This is a genomic window from Agrobacterium sp. 16-172Ci (genome assembly GCF_053522725.1).
This window is the reverse complement of sequence record NZ_JBNWBW010000022.1, coordinates 1-15,155: the sequence shown is the minus strand read 5'-3', so window position 1 is coordinate 15,155 and position 15,155 is coordinate 1. Positions and strand designations below refer to the sequence as shown.

At 59.8% G+C, this 15,155-nt stretch carries 12 protein-coding genes and 1 tRNA gene; 10 read left to right on the top strand and 3 right to left on the bottom strand.

Going from position 1 to position 15,155, the window contains the following annotated elements; genetic code table 11:
• Positions 1-52 precede the first annotated feature (52 nt).
• The 4 genes from ACQZ40_RS18510 (at position 53) to ACQZ40_RS18495 (ending at position 4,845) form a co-directional block, all read left to right on the top strand.
• Entirely contained in the window at positions 53-442 is a 390-nt protein-coding gene (locus ACQZ40_RS18510; RefSeq protein ID WP_035260778.1) for an acyl-CoA thioesterase, read from the top strand.
• Between the two features lie 173 nt (positions 443-615).
• On the top strand, positions 616-2,859 hold the full coding sequence (locus tag ACQZ40_RS18505) for a polysaccharide deacetylase family protein (RefSeq protein WP_448748427.1): 2,244 nt from the start codon (positions 616-618) through the stop codon (positions 2,857-2,859).
• Between the two features lie 233 nt (positions 2,860-3,092).
• A complete protein-coding gene (locus ACQZ40_RS18500) occupies positions 3,093-4,133 on the top strand; it encodes a four-carbon acid sugar kinase family protein (RefSeq protein ID WP_142846625.1) in 1,041 nt (346 codons plus the stop codon).
• A gap of 4 nt (positions 4,134-4,137) precedes the next feature.
• Positions 4,138-4,845, top strand: coding sequence for a FadR/GntR family transcriptional regulator (locus ACQZ40_RS18495; protein WP_035260774.1), 708 nt, complete (start codon positions 4,138-4,140; stop codon positions 4,843-4,845).
• Positions 4,846-4,890: 45 nt separating this feature from the next.
• On the opposite strand, the gene ACQZ40_RS18490 is transcribed toward ACQZ40_RS18495, so the two are convergent.
• Genes ACQZ40_RS18490 through ACQZ40_RS18480 form a run of 3 tightly spaced genes read right to left on the bottom strand, consistent with a single transcriptional unit; the run spans position 4,891 to position 8,164 of the window.
• Complete coding sequence (locus ACQZ40_RS18490; protein ID WP_448748426.1) at positions 4,891-6,018, bottom strand: iron-containing alcohol dehydrogenase; 1,128 nt, start codon at positions 6,016-6,018, stop codon at positions 4,891-4,893.
• Entirely contained in the window at positions 6,015-6,971 is a 957-nt protein-coding gene (gene pdxA / locus ACQZ40_RS18485; RefSeq protein WP_080854188.1) for a 4-hydroxythreonine-4-phosphate dehydrogenase PdxA, read from the bottom strand. Before pdxA ends, ACQZ40_RS18490 begins: the two co-directional genes overlap by 4 nt.
• Positions 6,968-8,164, bottom strand: coding sequence for a sialidase family protein (locus ACQZ40_RS18480; protein WP_448748425.1), 1,197 nt, complete (start codon positions 8,162-8,164; stop codon positions 6,968-6,970). The genes pdxA and ACQZ40_RS18480 overlap by 4 nt, the downstream gene beginning before the upstream one ends.
• A gap of 322 nt (positions 8,165-8,486) precedes the next feature.
• On the opposite strand from ACQZ40_RS18480, the gene ACQZ40_RS18475 reads away from it, so the two are divergent.
• The 6 genes from ACQZ40_RS18475 to ACQZ40_RS18450 all read left to right on the top strand — a co-directional run bounded on the left by ACQZ40_RS18475 (position 8,487) and on the right by ACQZ40_RS18450 (position 14,726).
• On the top strand, positions 8,487-9,995 hold the full coding sequence (locus tag ACQZ40_RS18475; RefSeq protein ID WP_448748424.1) for an ABC transporter substrate-binding protein: 1,509 nt from the start codon (positions 8,487-8,489) through the stop codon (positions 9,993-9,995).
• A 76-nt stretch (positions 9,996-10,071) separates the two neighbouring features.
• Positions 10,072-10,986, top strand: coding sequence for an ABC transporter permease (locus ACQZ40_RS18470; protein WP_035262398.1), 915 nt, complete (start codon positions 10,072-10,074; stop codon positions 10,984-10,986).
• A 15-nt stretch (positions 10,987-11,001) separates the two neighbouring features.
• Positions 11,002-11,925, top strand: coding sequence for an ABC transporter permease (locus ACQZ40_RS18465; protein WP_448748423.1), 924 nt, complete (start codon positions 11,002-11,004; stop codon positions 11,923-11,925).
• Positions 11,918-13,561, top strand: coding sequence for an ABC transporter ATP-binding protein (locus ACQZ40_RS18460; RefSeq protein ID WP_448748422.1), 1,644 nt, complete (start codon positions 11,918-11,920; stop codon positions 13,559-13,561). Before ACQZ40_RS18465 ends, ACQZ40_RS18460 begins: the two co-directional genes overlap by 8 nt.
• Positions 13,558-14,439, top strand: coding sequence for a dihydrodipicolinate synthase family protein (locus ACQZ40_RS18455; protein ID WP_059757841.1), 882 nt, complete (start codon positions 13,558-13,560; stop codon positions 14,437-14,439). The genes ACQZ40_RS18460 and ACQZ40_RS18455 overlap by 4 nt, the downstream gene beginning before the upstream one ends.
• A 197-nt stretch (positions 14,440-14,636) precedes the next feature.
• Positions 14,637-14,726: transfer RNA gene (locus ACQZ40_RS18450), tRNA-Ser, on the top strand.
• Positions 14,727-15,155: the final 429 nt, after the last annotated feature.

Sequence of the window (15,155 nt, the reverse complement as noted above, 5' to 3'; positions counted from 1 at the left end):
GGCGCGGTTGTTTAAGTCCGGCAGCGGGAGGCTTGTGAAAGGACTTTGAGACATGGACCAGCAACCGCCCGCCGATATGGAACTCACGCTCAGAACGCTTGCGATGCCCGCCGATGCCAATCCGGCCGGCGATATTTTCGGCGGCTGGGTCATGTCGCAGATGGACCTTGCCGCTTTCGTCCGCGCCAATGATGTAGCCGGCGGCCGCACCGTCACCGTCGCAGTCAATGAGATCGTCTTCAAGAAGCCGGTCAAGATCGGCGACACATTGTGTGTCTACACCAAAATCGAAAAGATCGGCCGCACCTCCGTCACGTTGAAGATCGAGGCCTGGACCCGCAGGCACTATCAGGATTCACGCGAGAAGGTGACGGAGGCCGTTTTCATCATGGTCGCGGTGGACGACAACGGCGATCCGCGTCCTGTCCGCAAGGAGGCGTGAGGCGGCATCCTCATTTTCTTTTCAACGCAATTCCGAAGCGCCTGCAAAAGATTAAAAGCATCGGCGTTTCGGATTTTTCGCAATTCGATGTCCGTCCGCTCAATACTTTAGAAATATCCAATTTATTTATCAATTTTTGCGATCAAGATATGGAATAGGACGGGGATCAGGCTTTGACCATTCCAGGTGTTGTTATTGTCGGCGGCGCTCACGGTACGCTCGCCCTTGCCCGAAGCCTCGGCGCCCTGAATGTGCCCGTTTATTACCTCACCCACGATTCCCCTTTGCCGGGTTGGTCGCGTTTCGTGCGGAAAACAATCCGCTGGGCCGGCCCGCATGATGCCGGGGCACTGCCGTTCCTGCGTCAAATGGCCGACAAGCATGGTTTGAAGGGCTGTCTGCTGGTGCCGTCCGGCGACGGAGAGGTCCAGCTCATTGCACAGCATCGTGAGGAACTGTCCTCGCTCTACAAAATCATCCTGCCGGATTGGACCGCGCTGCAATGGCTCTGCGAAAAGCCGCTGCTTTATCAGCGCGCCGCAGAACTTGGCGTCAGTATTCCGCGAACCTATGCGCTGGCATCGGCCGCTGACATCGATACGCTGGACATATTGTTTCCCGTCATTCTCAAGCCGAATATGGGCGGTGGCAATACCACCATCGCCAGAGCGAAAGTCATTCGCGCCGATGACCGACATGCTCTGAAAACGGCTTTTGCCGATGCGAGTGGAGAGATCGGCGCTGGCAATGTCGTCGTACAGGAACTCATTCCGGGTGGGGGAGAAAGCCAGTTCTCCTACGCCGCGCTCTGGCTGAACGGACAGCCGGTCGCAGAATTCACTGCCCGGCGCGCCCGGCAATATCCTGTCGATTTCGGCTATACCAGCACCAGTGTCGAGGTCGTCGACAATGGGCAGGCGGTGGATGCGGCCCGAAAAATACTGAAATCGGCCGGCCATAGCGGGCTGGTCGAGGCGGAATTCAAGCTCGACGGCCGGGACGGAAAACTGAAGCTTCTCGATGTCAATCCGCGCCCATGGTCATGGTTTGGCCTTTGCTCTGCGGCGGGCATCGACCTTGGCGCCCTGCTATGGCGGGTCGCCAATGGCGAGCCGGTCGGCCAGCCCGGCAATGCGCGGCAGGGCGTTTCCTGGTCCTATCTTGTCCGTGATACCGTTGCCGCCTTCACATTGGCCCGGAGAGGGCAGGCGAAAATCGGCGACTATTTCGCTTCTCTTCGCAATATCCGCAGCTGGGCCGCCTTTGCGCCGAACGATCCCTTGCCGGGTCTGATCGATCTGCCGTTGACGGTCTCGAGAGTCGTGAGAAAACGCCTTCTTCCCGGCCTGACATCAGGACAATCGGGGAGGGTGTTTTTTCAACCGGTAAAACGACTTGTGAAATATGGGGCCATAAGGGTGGGGCTGGAGGTGAGTTCTCTCCCGGCCGTCCGTTCGGCATTTCCGTCTTTCGCCGGGCGTGGTGTGATCTTCACGCTTCATCATGTGCGCCCCGGAGGGGCTCTTTCGGCTTTCGCACCCAATGTGCAATTGTCCGTCACGCCGCAATTTCTGGAAGAGGCGATACAGGCCGCACTCGAATGCGGTCTCGTTCCAGTCCATCTGCACGATCTGCCGGCTCTGCTTGCCGATAATCACGAGGGCCGGTCGTTCTGCGCCTTCACGCTTGATGACGGCTATCGAAACAATGCCGACTATGCTGCGCCGATCTTCCGTAAATATGCCGTTCCCTACACGATTTTCATCACGCCGGGTTTTGTGGAGCGAACACGCAGCCTCTGGTGGGAAACCGCTGCTGCCCTGACGCACAAAGTCGCGTCGTTCGAATTCGATTTCGGGGCGGGGCCGGAGCATGTGGCATGCGCCAGCCCTTCGCAGAAAGCGGAGGCATTCACGCGGCTTGAAGATTTTGTCCAGAACTTTTCGGAAGACGAGGCGGTGGAAAGGATCGATCATGTCGCGAGGCAGCATGGCGTCGATCCCATCGCGATCGTGGACGAACTTGTCATGGATGAAGATGAGCTCATGGCGCTGGCGCAGGACCCTCTGGTGCATTTCGGCGCGCATACCATGACGCATGTGAATATGCGTAAGGTGGATGCGGCGCGTCTGGCTTATGAGATCGCGGAATCGACGCGCCGGGTGGAAGCCTATGCCGACCAAATGCCACGGTCCTTTTCCTATCCCTATGGCTGGGTAAAAGCCGTGGGGGAACGGGAAGCAAAAGCGGTTCAGGATGCAGGATTTTCCGCGGCAGTGACCACGCAGGCGGGCGTTATCGGTTCCCACAGCCTTGAAAAGCCGACGCAGTTACCGCGTGTATCGCTGAATGGACGCTTTCAGAAAAAGCGCTTCGTCAAGGCGCTCATCTCGGGCCTGCCCTTCCGGTTCATCTAGCGACATTGTTCGTTCGCCATCTCTCGGCCGTCTCGCCATATATGGCCGCGGCCCGCGTTTGGCGTTCTCTTTGCCGTTTTCGATTTCCTCTTTCTTTCTTTGAACCTCTTTGCGGCTGAATTGGTCAATCCGAAAAGCTGCGCCATAATTTTTGTTATTCACATCTATTTATCTATTGATTATAAATAAGTTTATCGACGTAAAACATTACAACTTTTATGAAGGCCTCGCCCGTGCTGCTGATTTTTGCCGATGATCTGACCGGAGCGCTCGACGCCGCCGCCCCCTTTGCCGGGCGTGGGCTGGCGACCGAGGTTGCGATCGGGCTTGACGGTGTGCGTGCGGCGCTGGCGGATGCGCCCGCCGTCCTTAGCGTTAATCTCGGCTGCCGCGATGGCGAAGCGGATGAAGCCCGGCGTCGCACGCAGGAACTGTTGGGGCTGGCTCCCGCCGATGCTGTCCTTTTCAAGAAGATCGATTCCCGCCTGAAAGGGCATATTGCGGCGGAAATGGATGCGATTTCCTATCGGCACGCGCTTGTCGCGCCCGCCATTCCGGATTTCGGACGAGTCGTTACTGGCGGAGCCGTTTCCGGCTTTGGCGTCGAAGCTGCCATTCCGGTTCATGAAAGGCTGGGCGGACATGCCGGCCGCTGCACGATACCCGACACGCGATCACAGGGCGATATCAGGGAAGCTCTCGCCGCTGCGCAGGCGGAAGGGGCCGATCTTCTGGTTGGCGCGCGTGGGCTTGCCGAGGCGCTGGCTGAAGCGATGACGGCGCAGGCTGTTCCTGAAGCGGCGATCATTCCACCCGGCAGGGGGCTTTTTGTCATCGGGTCCCGCGATCCGATCACGGTGGAGCAGATCGACGTTCTCAAAAGCGTTGGACCTGTCTCGATCATAGAGGCGCCGAATGGCGTCATGCCCCGCCACACCGATGACGGTGCCGCTCTGACGCTGGTTCAAGCGACGCAGGGTATGGAAAATCTGTCGCCACTTGCGGTTTCAGACCGGTTGGCGGAGGGCGTCGTGCCGCATCTTACCGCGAGCGCCGCCAGGCTGCTGTTATCGGGCGGAGCCACGGCAGAGGCCGTGCTGCGGGCCATGGGCGTTTCGCGCCTGCGTCTTGCCGGCGAATGCCTGCCGGGTCTCGGGGTCGGCTGGTCCGGAGATCAATGCATCATTGCGAAATCCGGCGGTTTTGGGCAAGCTGACACGTTGAAACGGATAGCGAAAATGATGCTTGGCGACAATGACGCTGGAGAGAGCTGACCAGATGGGGCTGATGAAAGAAACGGCGCGCAAGGCACTTCCGGACATTATTTTCGAGAGAATGCACCGGGCGATCAAATCCGGGGCCTACAAGCCGGATGAGCGGCTGCCGACAGAGCATGAACTCGCCATGGAATTCGAAGTGTCGCGACCTGTCGTGCGCGAGGCGTTGCGGCGGCTGCGCGAGCAGGGGTTCATTTATTCCCGCAGGGGCTCCGGCAGCTATGTCAGGGCTTTTGGCCTGCGCGAGCCGCTTGGCTTCGGGCAGCTTGAAAACGTTGCTGATCTTCTCAACTGTTACGAATTCAGGCTGACGCTGGAGCCGGCTGCGGCGGCCGCGGCAGCCTTGCGGCACGATGGCGAGAGGCTTGCTGCGATCCGGAAGGCGCTCGAACTGATGCGGGATGCGACCAATCGTCAGTCCCACCGCGAGGATGCCGATTATCAGTTCCACCTCGCCATCGCGCGGGCGGCGCGAAACAGCTATTTCTCCACCGCGATGGAAGCGCTCAAGGACCATATTGCAATGGGAATGAAGTTCCACGGCATGTCGGTGAAGCGGGAGGCATCCGGCCTGACGCGTGTTTTCGCCGAGCATGAGGCAATCGCAAAGGCGATTGCCGATGGGGACGCAGAGGCGGCGCGCCAGTTGATGCTCCAGCACCTGACCGGATCGCGCGACCGCCTGTTCGAGTCTTCGCACGCGGATTAAGCGGGCGGCCGAAGACCGATGCGCGTCCGCGCACCGGATTTTTGCTTAGAAGGCGTGGCGGTAAATGCCGAGCACGTCCTCGACGCTCATATCGACGGGATTATTGTCCATTAGCCGACGGATGGCATGCGCATCCTCGGCATATCGGGGAAGATCGGCCTCAGTCGCGCCATGCCGTGCGAGTGACATTTCGATGCCGAGCCCGGCACAGAAATCCGTTGCCGCCTTGCGCAGATCGTCCGGCGAAAGGTGCTCGCGAAGCCCGAGCGCTCCTGCCACTTCCGCCGTCTTCGCCGAAACCGCAGGCTGGTTGAAGGCCAGAACGTGCGGAAAGACGATGGCGTTTGCCAGCCCGTGCGGCAGGTTGAGAAGCGTGCCGAGCGGATAGGCGATGGCGTGGCCGGCCGCCGTATTGACGGGGCCGAGGCAGATGCCGCCATAATAGGAGGCGAGCATCATGCCTTCTCGTGCTTCAGTATCCGCACCGTCGCGAACGGCGCGCGCCAGATATTTGCCGACCAGCGCAAAACCCATGCGCGCGAAACCGTCGATCATCGGATGGGCCTTGCGGTTGGTGAAGGCTTCGACGCAATGGGCCATGGCATCCACCCCGGTTGCCGCCGTAACGGCTGATGGGACGGAATAGGTGAGTTCCGGATCGAGCACGGCGAAATCCGCGATCAGATAAGGGCTTTCGACCGCGATCTTGTTGCCTTTCACCGGGTCTGTGATGAGCGAACGGATGCCGGCTTCCGAGCCGGTGCCGGCAGTGGTGGCGATCTGCACCAGCCGTGTGTTGCGTCCGGCAACCCTGTTCGGCCCGGCCACGTCTTCAAGCGACTGGTTGGAATTCCAGAGGGCAGCGACCAGCTTCGCCACATCCATTACCGAACCGCCGCCGAGGCCGATGACGAGATCTGGCTTGGCGGCGCGTGCTGCGGCAAGGGCGGCTTCCAGCGTTGTTGTGTCCGGCTCGCCGGGAATGGCGTCGAAGATCGTGAAAGGGCCCTGCAATTGCAGCCGTCCGGCAAATTTCGCCGTCAGCGGTGTGGCTATAATCAGGGTCGATGCGGTTTTTCCCGCCCAGGTGCCGACCTGTGAAATGGTGCCGGCGCCGACGGCGAGCCGTCGTGGCTGGTGGATGAGAATGGGAGCTGTCGACATGGTGCTCATTCCTTCCGTTCCTTGCCCGCCACCAGCTTGCGCGCATAGGCGATGGCCGCATTCATGTTGCCGTGATTGGCGATGCCCTTGCCGGCGATATCGAAAGCCGTGCCGTGATCGACGGAGGTGCGGTCTATCGGCAGATCGACAGAGACATTGACGGCGGTGTCGAAGGCGACAAGCTTGATCGGGATATGGCCTTGATCGTGATATTGCGCGACGACGAGATCGAAAGCGCCGGAATAGGCCCGGTGGAACACGGTATCGGCGGAAATCGGCCCCTGCACCTCGATGCCTTCGGCGCGGGCGGCAGCGACCGCTGGCGCAATCTGGTCGTCATCTTCGGTGCCGAACAGGCCGTTTTCACCGCAATGCGGGTTGATGCCGGCAACCGCGATGCGCGGCCGCTCGTAACCGATGCGCTTCAGATGCGCGTTGCCGGCGCGGATGGTTGCCAGCACCCGCTCCGTCGTCGCCCGGCGAATGGCTTCCTGCAGGGAGACGTGGGTGGAAACGTGAATGACCTTCAACCGTTCGGAGGCGAGCAGCATATAGGCGGCCGAGGAGCCGGTGAGGCTGCGCAACATGCCGGTGTGCCCGTCATAATGATGACCGGCGAGATTCAGGGCTTCCTTGTTGATCGGCGCGGTGACGATGCAGCCGATTGCGCCCGCTTCGGCATCGCGAACGGCCTTTTCGATAAAGCGGAACGCGGCGTCTCCGGCCACTGGCGACAATGTACCCCAGGGCAGCGGCGCGCCCTCCACAGGCAGGTCGACCACATGTTGAGTGAGATCGATATCAACGCCGAGCGCATCCCGCGCCGCTTCCAGCGTGGCGAGGTTGCCGTAAATCCGCGTCGCCGCACGATCCGGGGCAGACATTTCGGCGAGCGCCCGCACCGTGATCTCGGGGCCGACGCCGCAGGGGTCGCCCATGGTGATGCCAATGATGTTGCTCATCTTTGTCTCCCGTCGTTCTCGTTAGCCCAGCCGGGCGCCAGCCGGACATATTTGATTGCGCGGCGATGATAGGTGTAGCTCGCATGCAGCGTACCGTCCCGCGCTTCCAGAAGCCACGGATAGGACATTTCCAGATTGCGCCCATCGGTCGAATCGTTCGAAAGGCAGGTGCCCGGCCCGTCTTCGATCAGTATCCGGGTGGTAAAACTGCGCCCGTCATCGTCGGACAGGCAGATAGAAACCGGCGCACGCGGCACGCCCCAGACCGGCACACAGCCACCGCTCGGATCGGCATCCGGCCTGTCGTCTTCCTCTCCCAGCTCGTCATAAAGCGAGGCGCGGCGATCGCTCGACTGCGCGGCGTTGACGGGGTTGCAGATCATAGCCAGCCTGCCATCGTTGAGACTGATCACGGCAATGGAGGAATTATTGTTGGGCACATCGGTCGGCTGCGGCTTTGACCACGAGCGGCCGCCATCGGTGCTTTCGGTGCGATAAACGAAATCGGCCTGACGGCGGCGGAAGAAGGCGGCGTAGCGCCCATCCGTCACCGCAACCGGGCTCATATGCACGCAGCCGGTCGATTCCTCCAACTCCTGCAATTGCCAAGTCGCGCCATTGTCCGTGGATATGCCGAGCGCTGCCGTATCATGGCTGCCGTTCCATTTCTGGCCGGGGCGCTGGACGCAGCGGAAGATCGGCAGCAGCCAGACGCCGCCATCGCGGATGCGCAGCGGTGCGCGGATGAAACAGCCCTGCGGGAGATCGAGAAAACGGCCTTCCTCGGAAATAAGCTTCTCCGGTGCAGTCGCGTCGCGGTGGATGCGCGCCATGCGAATGCGGCATTCATCCTGATTGCCGGAGGGCTGGGCTGTGTGAAACAGCCAGAGAACGCCATCTGGCGCAGTGAAGAGGACCGGGTTCTGTTCGGAATGAGCGGGGTCGTGGCTCAGGCGCTGCGGCGGTCCCCAGCGGGTTGCACCCGCTGTCAGCACGGATGCGAAAATCGAAATATCCGATTTTCCTTCCAGCGTGCCGCCGAACCATGCGCAGAGCAGGGTGCCGTCATCCAGAAGGTGCAGGAAGCTCGCATGGTTCTGGATCATAGGTGACGGCAGGAACGCTTCCTGCCGGTCTTTCGACACGGCATGTATGGCTCCGGTCATGGCTTGAGCGATGTCATCAGGGGTCATCGTGGTCTCCTCTTGTTCCGATGAAAATGACATATTCAAAAAGTTGTCAAGTTTATTTGATAAAAAAAGAGGATCAATCGTTTTTGGTTTTCTGAAATAAATCTTTGTTTTTAAACAAGAAAAATAATGGATTTGGTTTGAATAAAAATTGCCTTCGAAAAATAAATTGACAAAAAATGCGATAACGCCGATGCTCTATTTACGGGTGGAGGAGACAATCATCCGCATGCCATGCTCCTCATTGCAGGAGATGGGGATTTTCAGATGCCCCTTGCGGCGCGCCGCCATGTTGCTGAATTTCTGAATCTGGGAGGAGAACGGAATGAAGAAGTCATTGATTGCGGGCGCCCTGGTCTTGGGTTCCCTCAGCGCCGCGGTTTCGCCGGCGCTCGCGGCATCGGGGCCGATCAAGATCGTGCTGGCGGAAGAGGCGGACCTGCTGGAGCCCTGCATGGCCACCCGCTCCAATATCGGCCGCATCATCATGGAAAATGTCAGCGAGACGCTGACCGAGCTCGATGTTCGCGGCAATAAGGGCGTTCAGCCGCGCCTCGCCGAGAAGTGGGAGCAGAATGCCGATGGAAGCTGGCGTTTCCACCTGCGTGAAGGCGTGAAGTTTTCCGACGGCACGACATTTGACGCCAAGGACGTCAAGCACAGCTTCGAACGCATCATGAGCGACAAGAACGCCTGCGAGTCCCGCCGTTATTTCGGCGGCATGACGGTGACCCCGTCTGTCGTCGATGACCACACGATAGACTTCAAGACCGACCCGGCGCAGCCCATTCTGCCGCTCCTCATGTCGCTCGTCACCATCGTGCCCGAAGAAACCAAGATGGAATTCATCCGCGAGCCTGTCGGCACCGGGCCTTACAAGCTGACCAACTGGACCCCGGGCCAGCAGATTGTCCTCACCGCACGCGACGACTATTGGGGCGCCAAGCCGCAGGTGACGGAAGCGACCTATCTTTTCCGCGCCGATCCTTCGGTTCGCGCCGCCATGGTGCAGACCGGCGAAGCCGATCTTTCGCCTTCCATTTCGCAGCTCGACGCTACCAATACGAAGACCGACTTTTCCTATCTCGACAGCGAGACGGTCTATATGCGTCTCGATCACAATATTGCGCCGCTGAACGACGTGCGGGTGCGCCGCGCACTTAACCTTGCCATCGACCGGCAGGCCTTCCTCGGCACGCTGGTTCCGGAAGGTGCCGTGCTGGCCACCGCTCTCGTTCCGCCGACCACGCTTGGCTGGAACCCCGACGTCAAGGTCTTCCCCTATGACCCCGAGGGCGCAAAAAAGCTGCTCGAGGAAGCCAAGGCTGCTGGTGTGAAGGTGGACACGCCGATCACCATCATCGCGCGCACCGCTAACTTCCCCAACGTCACCGAGATCATGGAAGCGATCCAGCAGCAATTGCAGGATGTCGGCTTCAAGATCGACCTGAAATTCGTGGAGGTGGCCGAGCACGAGAGCTATTACTCCAAGCCCTTCAAGGAAGGCCGCGGACCGCAGATCGTCGCCGCCATGCACGACAACTCAAAGGGCGACCCGTCCTTCACCATGTTCTTCAAATATGCCACCAAGGGCACTCAGTCCGGCTTCTCGGACAAGAAGGTGGACGATCTGATCGAACGTGCGTCCGCAGCCGTGGGTGACGAACGCGCCAAGCTCTGGTCGGAACTGATCGCTTATCTGCACGACGATGTGGTGGCAGATGTGCTGCTGTTCCACATGGTCGGCTTCTCCCGCGTCTCGGAACGGCTGGACTTCAAGCCCACCATCGCCACCAACTCGATGCTACAGCTTTCGGAAATCGGCATCAAATAAGACCCCGTGTCTTGTCAATTGAGAAGCGGCGGCGCGGCGAAAGCTCCGCCGCCGCATTGAAAAACCGGAGGCAACCATGCTGAGCTTCATCCGAAAACGTTCCGTTGCAAGCCTGATCTCCCTGATCGGCCTCATCGTCATGGTTTTTTTCCTGTCGCGCCTGACGGGGGACCCGGCCGCACTGTTTCTGCCGGTGGAGGCTTCGGAAGAGTTGAAGCAGCAGTTCCGGGCGTTGCACGGGCTGAATGATCCGCTGATGGTGCAGTTTTTGCGTTATGCGGGCGATGTAATGACTGGGGATCTCGGAGAATCGCTCAGAAAAGCCCGCCCAGCGCTGGATGTGGTGCTGGAGGCTTTCGTCTGGACGCTGTGGCTCGCGGTCATCACCATGTCGCTCGTTACCACCGCCGCCATCGTCATCGGTTCGCTTGCGGCTTTCCGATCCGGCGGCTTCTTCGACCGCATGGCCTCGAGCATCTCGCTCATCGGTGCATCCGTGCCGGATTTCTGGCTGGCGATTGTCGCTATCGTCGTATTCTCGGTCAATCTCGCCTGGCTGCCCACGTCGGGAACGGGCTCCGTGCTGCACTGGATATTGCCGATTGCGGTCCTGTTTGTGCGCCCCTTCGGCATTATCGTGCAGGTAGTGCGCGGCTCGATGATCGGCGCTTTGTCCTCTGCCTATGTGAAGACAGCGCGCGCCAAGGGCGTGAAGTCGGGTCCGATCATCTTCATTCACGCTTTGCGAAACGCCATGCTGCCGGTCATCACCGTCATTGGCGACCAGGCAGCAAGCCTTCTCAATGGTGCTGTCATCGTCGAAACCATTTTCGGTTTTCCCGGTGTCGGCAAGCTGATGATCGATTCCATTCTGCAGCGCGATTTCAACGTCGTGCTCGCTGCCATTCTCGTGACCGCGCTGGCGATCTTCCTGATGAATCTTCTGATCGATATCGCCTATGCGCTCCTCGATCCGCGTATCCGGCACTGAGGAGGCCGTTCAGCCATGAGCCTTTCCAGCGCCGACACCGAAATCATCGCCGAGCCGTCCTTCGCAAGACGCATGCTGCGCATGTTGTGGGCGGATAAATTCGCGCTCTGCGCCGCGATCTTCCTCATCATCGTCGTTATCCTCGCTTTTGTCGGCCCTGCCTGGCTTGGCGATCTGGCGACGAAACAGAACCTGCGCGGGCGCAACCTCGCCCCGTTCGACTGGCAGCGCGAGTGGTATTTCTGGCTGGGGGCGGATGCGCTCGGCCGCTCGCTTCTCGCGCGCATTGTCGCCGCCACGCAAAACACGATGATGATCGCCGCCGGCGCGGTGCTTCTTTCCGCCATCACCGGCACCGTGCTCGGGTTGATCGCCGGTTTTTCCTCCAACCGTGTCGGCCAGATCATCATGCGGCTTGCGGATGTGATCATGTCGTTCCCGTCGCTCTTGATCGCGGTCATCGTGCTTTATCTGCTCGGTTCCTCCATTCTCAACCTGATGCTGGTTCTCGCCATCACCCGCATTCCCGTTTACATCCGCACCACGCGGGCAGAGGTGCTGGAGGTGCGCGAACGCATGTTCGTGCAGGCGGCAAGGGTCATGGGCGCATCGGGCAAACGCATCCTGTTCCGCCACATCCTGCCCGTCGTGTTGCCGACGCTGACGACGCTCGCCACGCTCGATTTCGCCTATGTGATGCTGGCGGAAAGCGCGCTGTCCTTCCTTGGCATCGGCATTCAGCCGCCGGGAATCACCTGGGGCCTGATGATTTCGCAGGGGCGGCAATATCTCACCAATGCCTGGTGGCTGTCCTTCTGGCCGGGACTTGCCATCATCCTCACCACCCTGTCGCTCAACCTGCTTTCCAACTGGCTGCGCATCGCGCTTGATCCCGTGCAGCGCTGGCGGCTGGAAATGAAAGGCAGCAAGCATGGCTGACCATCTTCTCGACGTGCGCAACCTTTCCGTGGAGTTCCACACCGCAAGCGGTGTCGTCCATGCGGTAAAGGATGTCTCCTACCATCTCGACCGTGGCGAAACGCTGGCCATCCTCGGCGAAAGCGGCTCGGGCAAGTCGGTATCGTCCTCGGCTATCATGAACCTCATCGACATGCCGCCCGGACATATCAGCAGCGGCCAGATATTGCTTGATGGTCAGGACCTACTGACCATGCCGGCCGAAGCGCGCCGCGAGATCAACGGCCGGCGTATCGCCATGATCTTTCAGGACCCGCTCAGCCATCTCAATCCGGTCTATACCGTCGGCTGGCAGATCCGTGAGGCGATGACCACCCACGGCATGGACAAGGCAAAGGCCGAAGCGGAGGCGAGGCGGCTTGTCGCCCGCGTCGGCATTCCCGACCCGGACGGGGCCTTGAAGAAATATCCGCATGAATTTTCGGGTGGCCAGCGCCAGCGCGTCATGATCGCCATGGCGCTGGCTCTTCGGCCCGATCTCCTGATCGCGGATGAACCGACCACCGCGCTTGACGTGACGGTGCAGGCCGAGGTGCTTTCGCTGCTCAAGGAATTGCAGCGGGAAACCGGCATGGCCGTGCTCATCATCACCCATGATCTCGGCGTCGTTGCCGAAATCGCCGACCGGGTGGTGGTGATGGAAAAGGGTGTTCTGGTCGAGGCCGGCACGGTGCGCGAGGTTTATCGCAATCCGCAGCATCCCTATACCCGCAAGCTCATCAGTGCAGCACCCGGCAGGGGCGACATGCACGAGTCGCAGGCGACGGGCGAAGCGCTGCTCAGCGTGCGTGATGTGCGCAAGCGTTACGGCGCCTTCGAGGCGCTGAAGGGCATTTCCTTCGACCTCATGGAAGGCGAAACCATCGCGGTCGTCGGCGAAAGCGGTTCCGGCAAATCGACGCTGGCGCGTATTCTTTTGCGGCTAGACGAGCCGGATGCGGGCACCGCCTTGTGGAAGGGTCGCGACCTCTTCAAGCTTCCGCCTGCCGAACTCTTCGCGCTCCGGCGCGATTTGCAGATGGTGTTTCAGGATCCCACCCAGTCGCTCAATCCGCGCATGACGGTGTTTCAGCTGATTTCCGAGGCCTGGGTCATCCATCCTGAGATCTTGCCCAGAGCAAGATGGCGTGAGCGGGTTGCCGAATTGCTGCATCAGGTGGGTCTCTCGCCGGAACATATGCGCCGTTATCCGCATCAGTTCTCCGGCGGTCAACGGCAGAGGATCGCGATTGCCCGCGCATTGGCGCTGGAACCGAAGCTCATCATCTGCGACGAGGCGGTCTCGGCGCTCGATGTTTCGGTTCAGGCGCAGGTTATTGCACTGCTGGACAAGCTGCGCCGCGAAATGGGCCTCTCCTTCATCTTCATCGCGCATGATTTGCCGGTGGTTCGGGATTTTGCCGATCACGTCATGGTCATGCAGCGGGGAGAGGTGGTGGAGTTCGGCACGGTCCGCCAGGTTTTCGAAGCGCCGCGCGAGGCCTATACCCGTGCCCTTTTATCCGCGAGCCTCGATCCCGACCCCGACATGCAATCTCAGCGTCATCCGGCCGGTGCCGGTGACGCCATCGGAAATTCAAGCGGAGTTCTTTCATGAGCAAGCAAGCTTTCGTCGCGCTCGTCACCTGTTTCAACGAGGACGAAACCATCAACTATGAGGCAACCCGTGCGCAGGTGCGCCGCCAGGTGGCGGCCGGCAACAACATCATGTGTGCCGGCACAAATGGCGATTTTACCGCGCTGACGCATGCGGAAAAAATCCGGCTGACGGAAGAGGTGGTGGACGAAGTTGCCGGCCGTGCCAAGGTGATCGTGAATGCGGGTATGCCCGCCACATTCGAAACCCTGCAACTTGCCAAAGCCTTCGACCGCATCGGCGTCGACGGTATCGCCGTCATCACGCCCTTCTTCATCGCCTGCACGCAGGATGGCTTGATCCGCCATTTCTCGACGGTGGCTGACGCCGTTGAAACGCCGGTCTATCTCTATGACATTCCCGCCCGCACCCAGAACCACATAGAGCCGGAAACCGCCCGCAAACTCGCCACCCATGGCAATATCGCCGGCATCAAGGATTCCGGCGGCGCTCAGCAGACGCTCGAAGCCTATCTTCAGGTGGCAAAGGAGATGCCCGGCTTCGAGGTCTATTCCGGCCCGGATCACCTCGTTCTCTGGTCGTTGCAGAACGGTGCGGCAGGCTGCATTTCCGGCCTCGGCAACGCGCTGCCGGATGTGCTGGCCGGTATTCTCAATGCTTTCAACGCCGGTGATATCACCGAGGCCGAACGCCAGCAGGCAATCTACGCCGACTTCCGCACCGATCTCTACGCCCTCGGTTTCGCACCGGCCATGGTTAAACGCTCGCTTTATCTCCAGGACCCATCCGTCGGCGCCAGCCGCCAACCGGCTCTTCTGCCGGATAAAGAGCAGGATGAAAAAATCCTGGAAATCTTGCGGCGTTATCAACGGATCTGACGCTGCTATCGAATGTGACGCGCACCCCTGCGGGTCGTGCGCGTCCCTTTAAAAATATCTGCGAAAACGGCCAGAAGCCGATGCATTTCCCCAGCCTCACCCATGACGAATAATTTGTGACACAAACACGAAATTCCCCTTGTCAGCCCGGCCATTGATGTTTAAGAGGAGCGCGCAACGCAAGCGTTCGCGCATGCGGAGAGGTGGCAGAGTGGTCGAATGCACCGCACTCGAAATGCGGCATACCTGCAAGGGTATCGTGGGTTCGAATCCCACCCTCTCCGCCATAAATTGCCTTGGGTGACAAGGTTTCTCTCTCAATGTTAGAATAGTTGTATTCATTTAATTTGTGACACGCCTCATTTCGAGCGGTAGGGCCACATTGTCGGCACAGCGCCAATGATGCTGTAGGTTGGACTGAACATTGCAGGCCCGGCTAGGCATTCGAGATGAGCGCCCGCCGGTGTGCATTAGCGCTTTTGACTTACAACGGATAGGTTACCCTCTGTGGGCCGCACCAGAGAAGACCCGGTCAGCCCAAAAACAAGCGATTCGATCTCTTCCCATGGTAGATTAAGATCATTCGCAATATCGCGCTTCGTGAGGCCCTTGGACCAAATGACCTGCCACTGAGAATTTCCTCCAGATTGGATTAGAGTCCGGCCCATCGAGGACGGACTTATGAAGAAGCAGAGATTTACGGAAGAGCAGATTAT

What these genes read in the sequence shown, in the direction of transcription:
- pdxA (WP_080854188.1), bottom strand. Translation starts at nt 6,971, where the DNA reads ATGAGCAACATCATTGGCATCACCATGGGCGACCCCTGCGGCGTCGGC.
- ACQZ40_RS18465 (WP_448748423.1), top strand. Translation starts at nt 11,002, where the DNA reads ATGAGCCTTTCCAGCGCCGACACCGAAATCATCGCCGAGCCGTCCTTC.
- ACQZ40_RS18510 (WP_035260778.1), top strand. Translation starts at nt 53, where the DNA reads ATGGACCAGCAACCGCCCGCCGATATGGAACTCACGCTCAGAACGCTT.
- ACQZ40_RS18495 (WP_035260774.1), top strand. Translation starts at nt 4,138, where the DNA reads ATGGGGCTGATGAAAGAAACGGCGCGCAAGGCACTTCCGGACATTATT.
- ACQZ40_RS18470 (WP_035262398.1), top strand. Translation starts at nt 10,072, where the DNA reads ATGCTGAGCTTCATCCGAAAACGTTCCGTTGCAAGCCTGATCTCCCTG.
- ACQZ40_RS18480 (WP_448748425.1), bottom strand. Translation starts at nt 8,164, where the DNA reads ATGACCCCTGATGACATCGCTCAAGCCATGACCGGAGCCATACATGCC.
- ACQZ40_RS18490 (WP_448748426.1), bottom strand. Translation starts at nt 6,018, where the DNA reads ATGAGCACCATGTCGACAGCTCCCATTCTCATCCACCAGCCACGACGG.
- ACQZ40_RS18455 (WP_059757841.1), top strand. Translation starts at nt 13,558, where the DNA reads ATGAGCAAGCAAGCTTTCGTCGCGCTCGTCACCTGTTTCAACGAGGAC.
- ACQZ40_RS18475 (WP_448748424.1), top strand. Translation starts at nt 8,487, where the DNA reads ATGAAGAAGTCATTGATTGCGGGCGCCCTGGTCTTGGGTTCCCTCAGC.
- ACQZ40_RS18460 (WP_448748422.1), top strand. Translation starts at nt 11,918, where the DNA reads ATGGCTGACCATCTTCTCGACGTGCGCAACCTTTCCGTGGAGTTCCAC.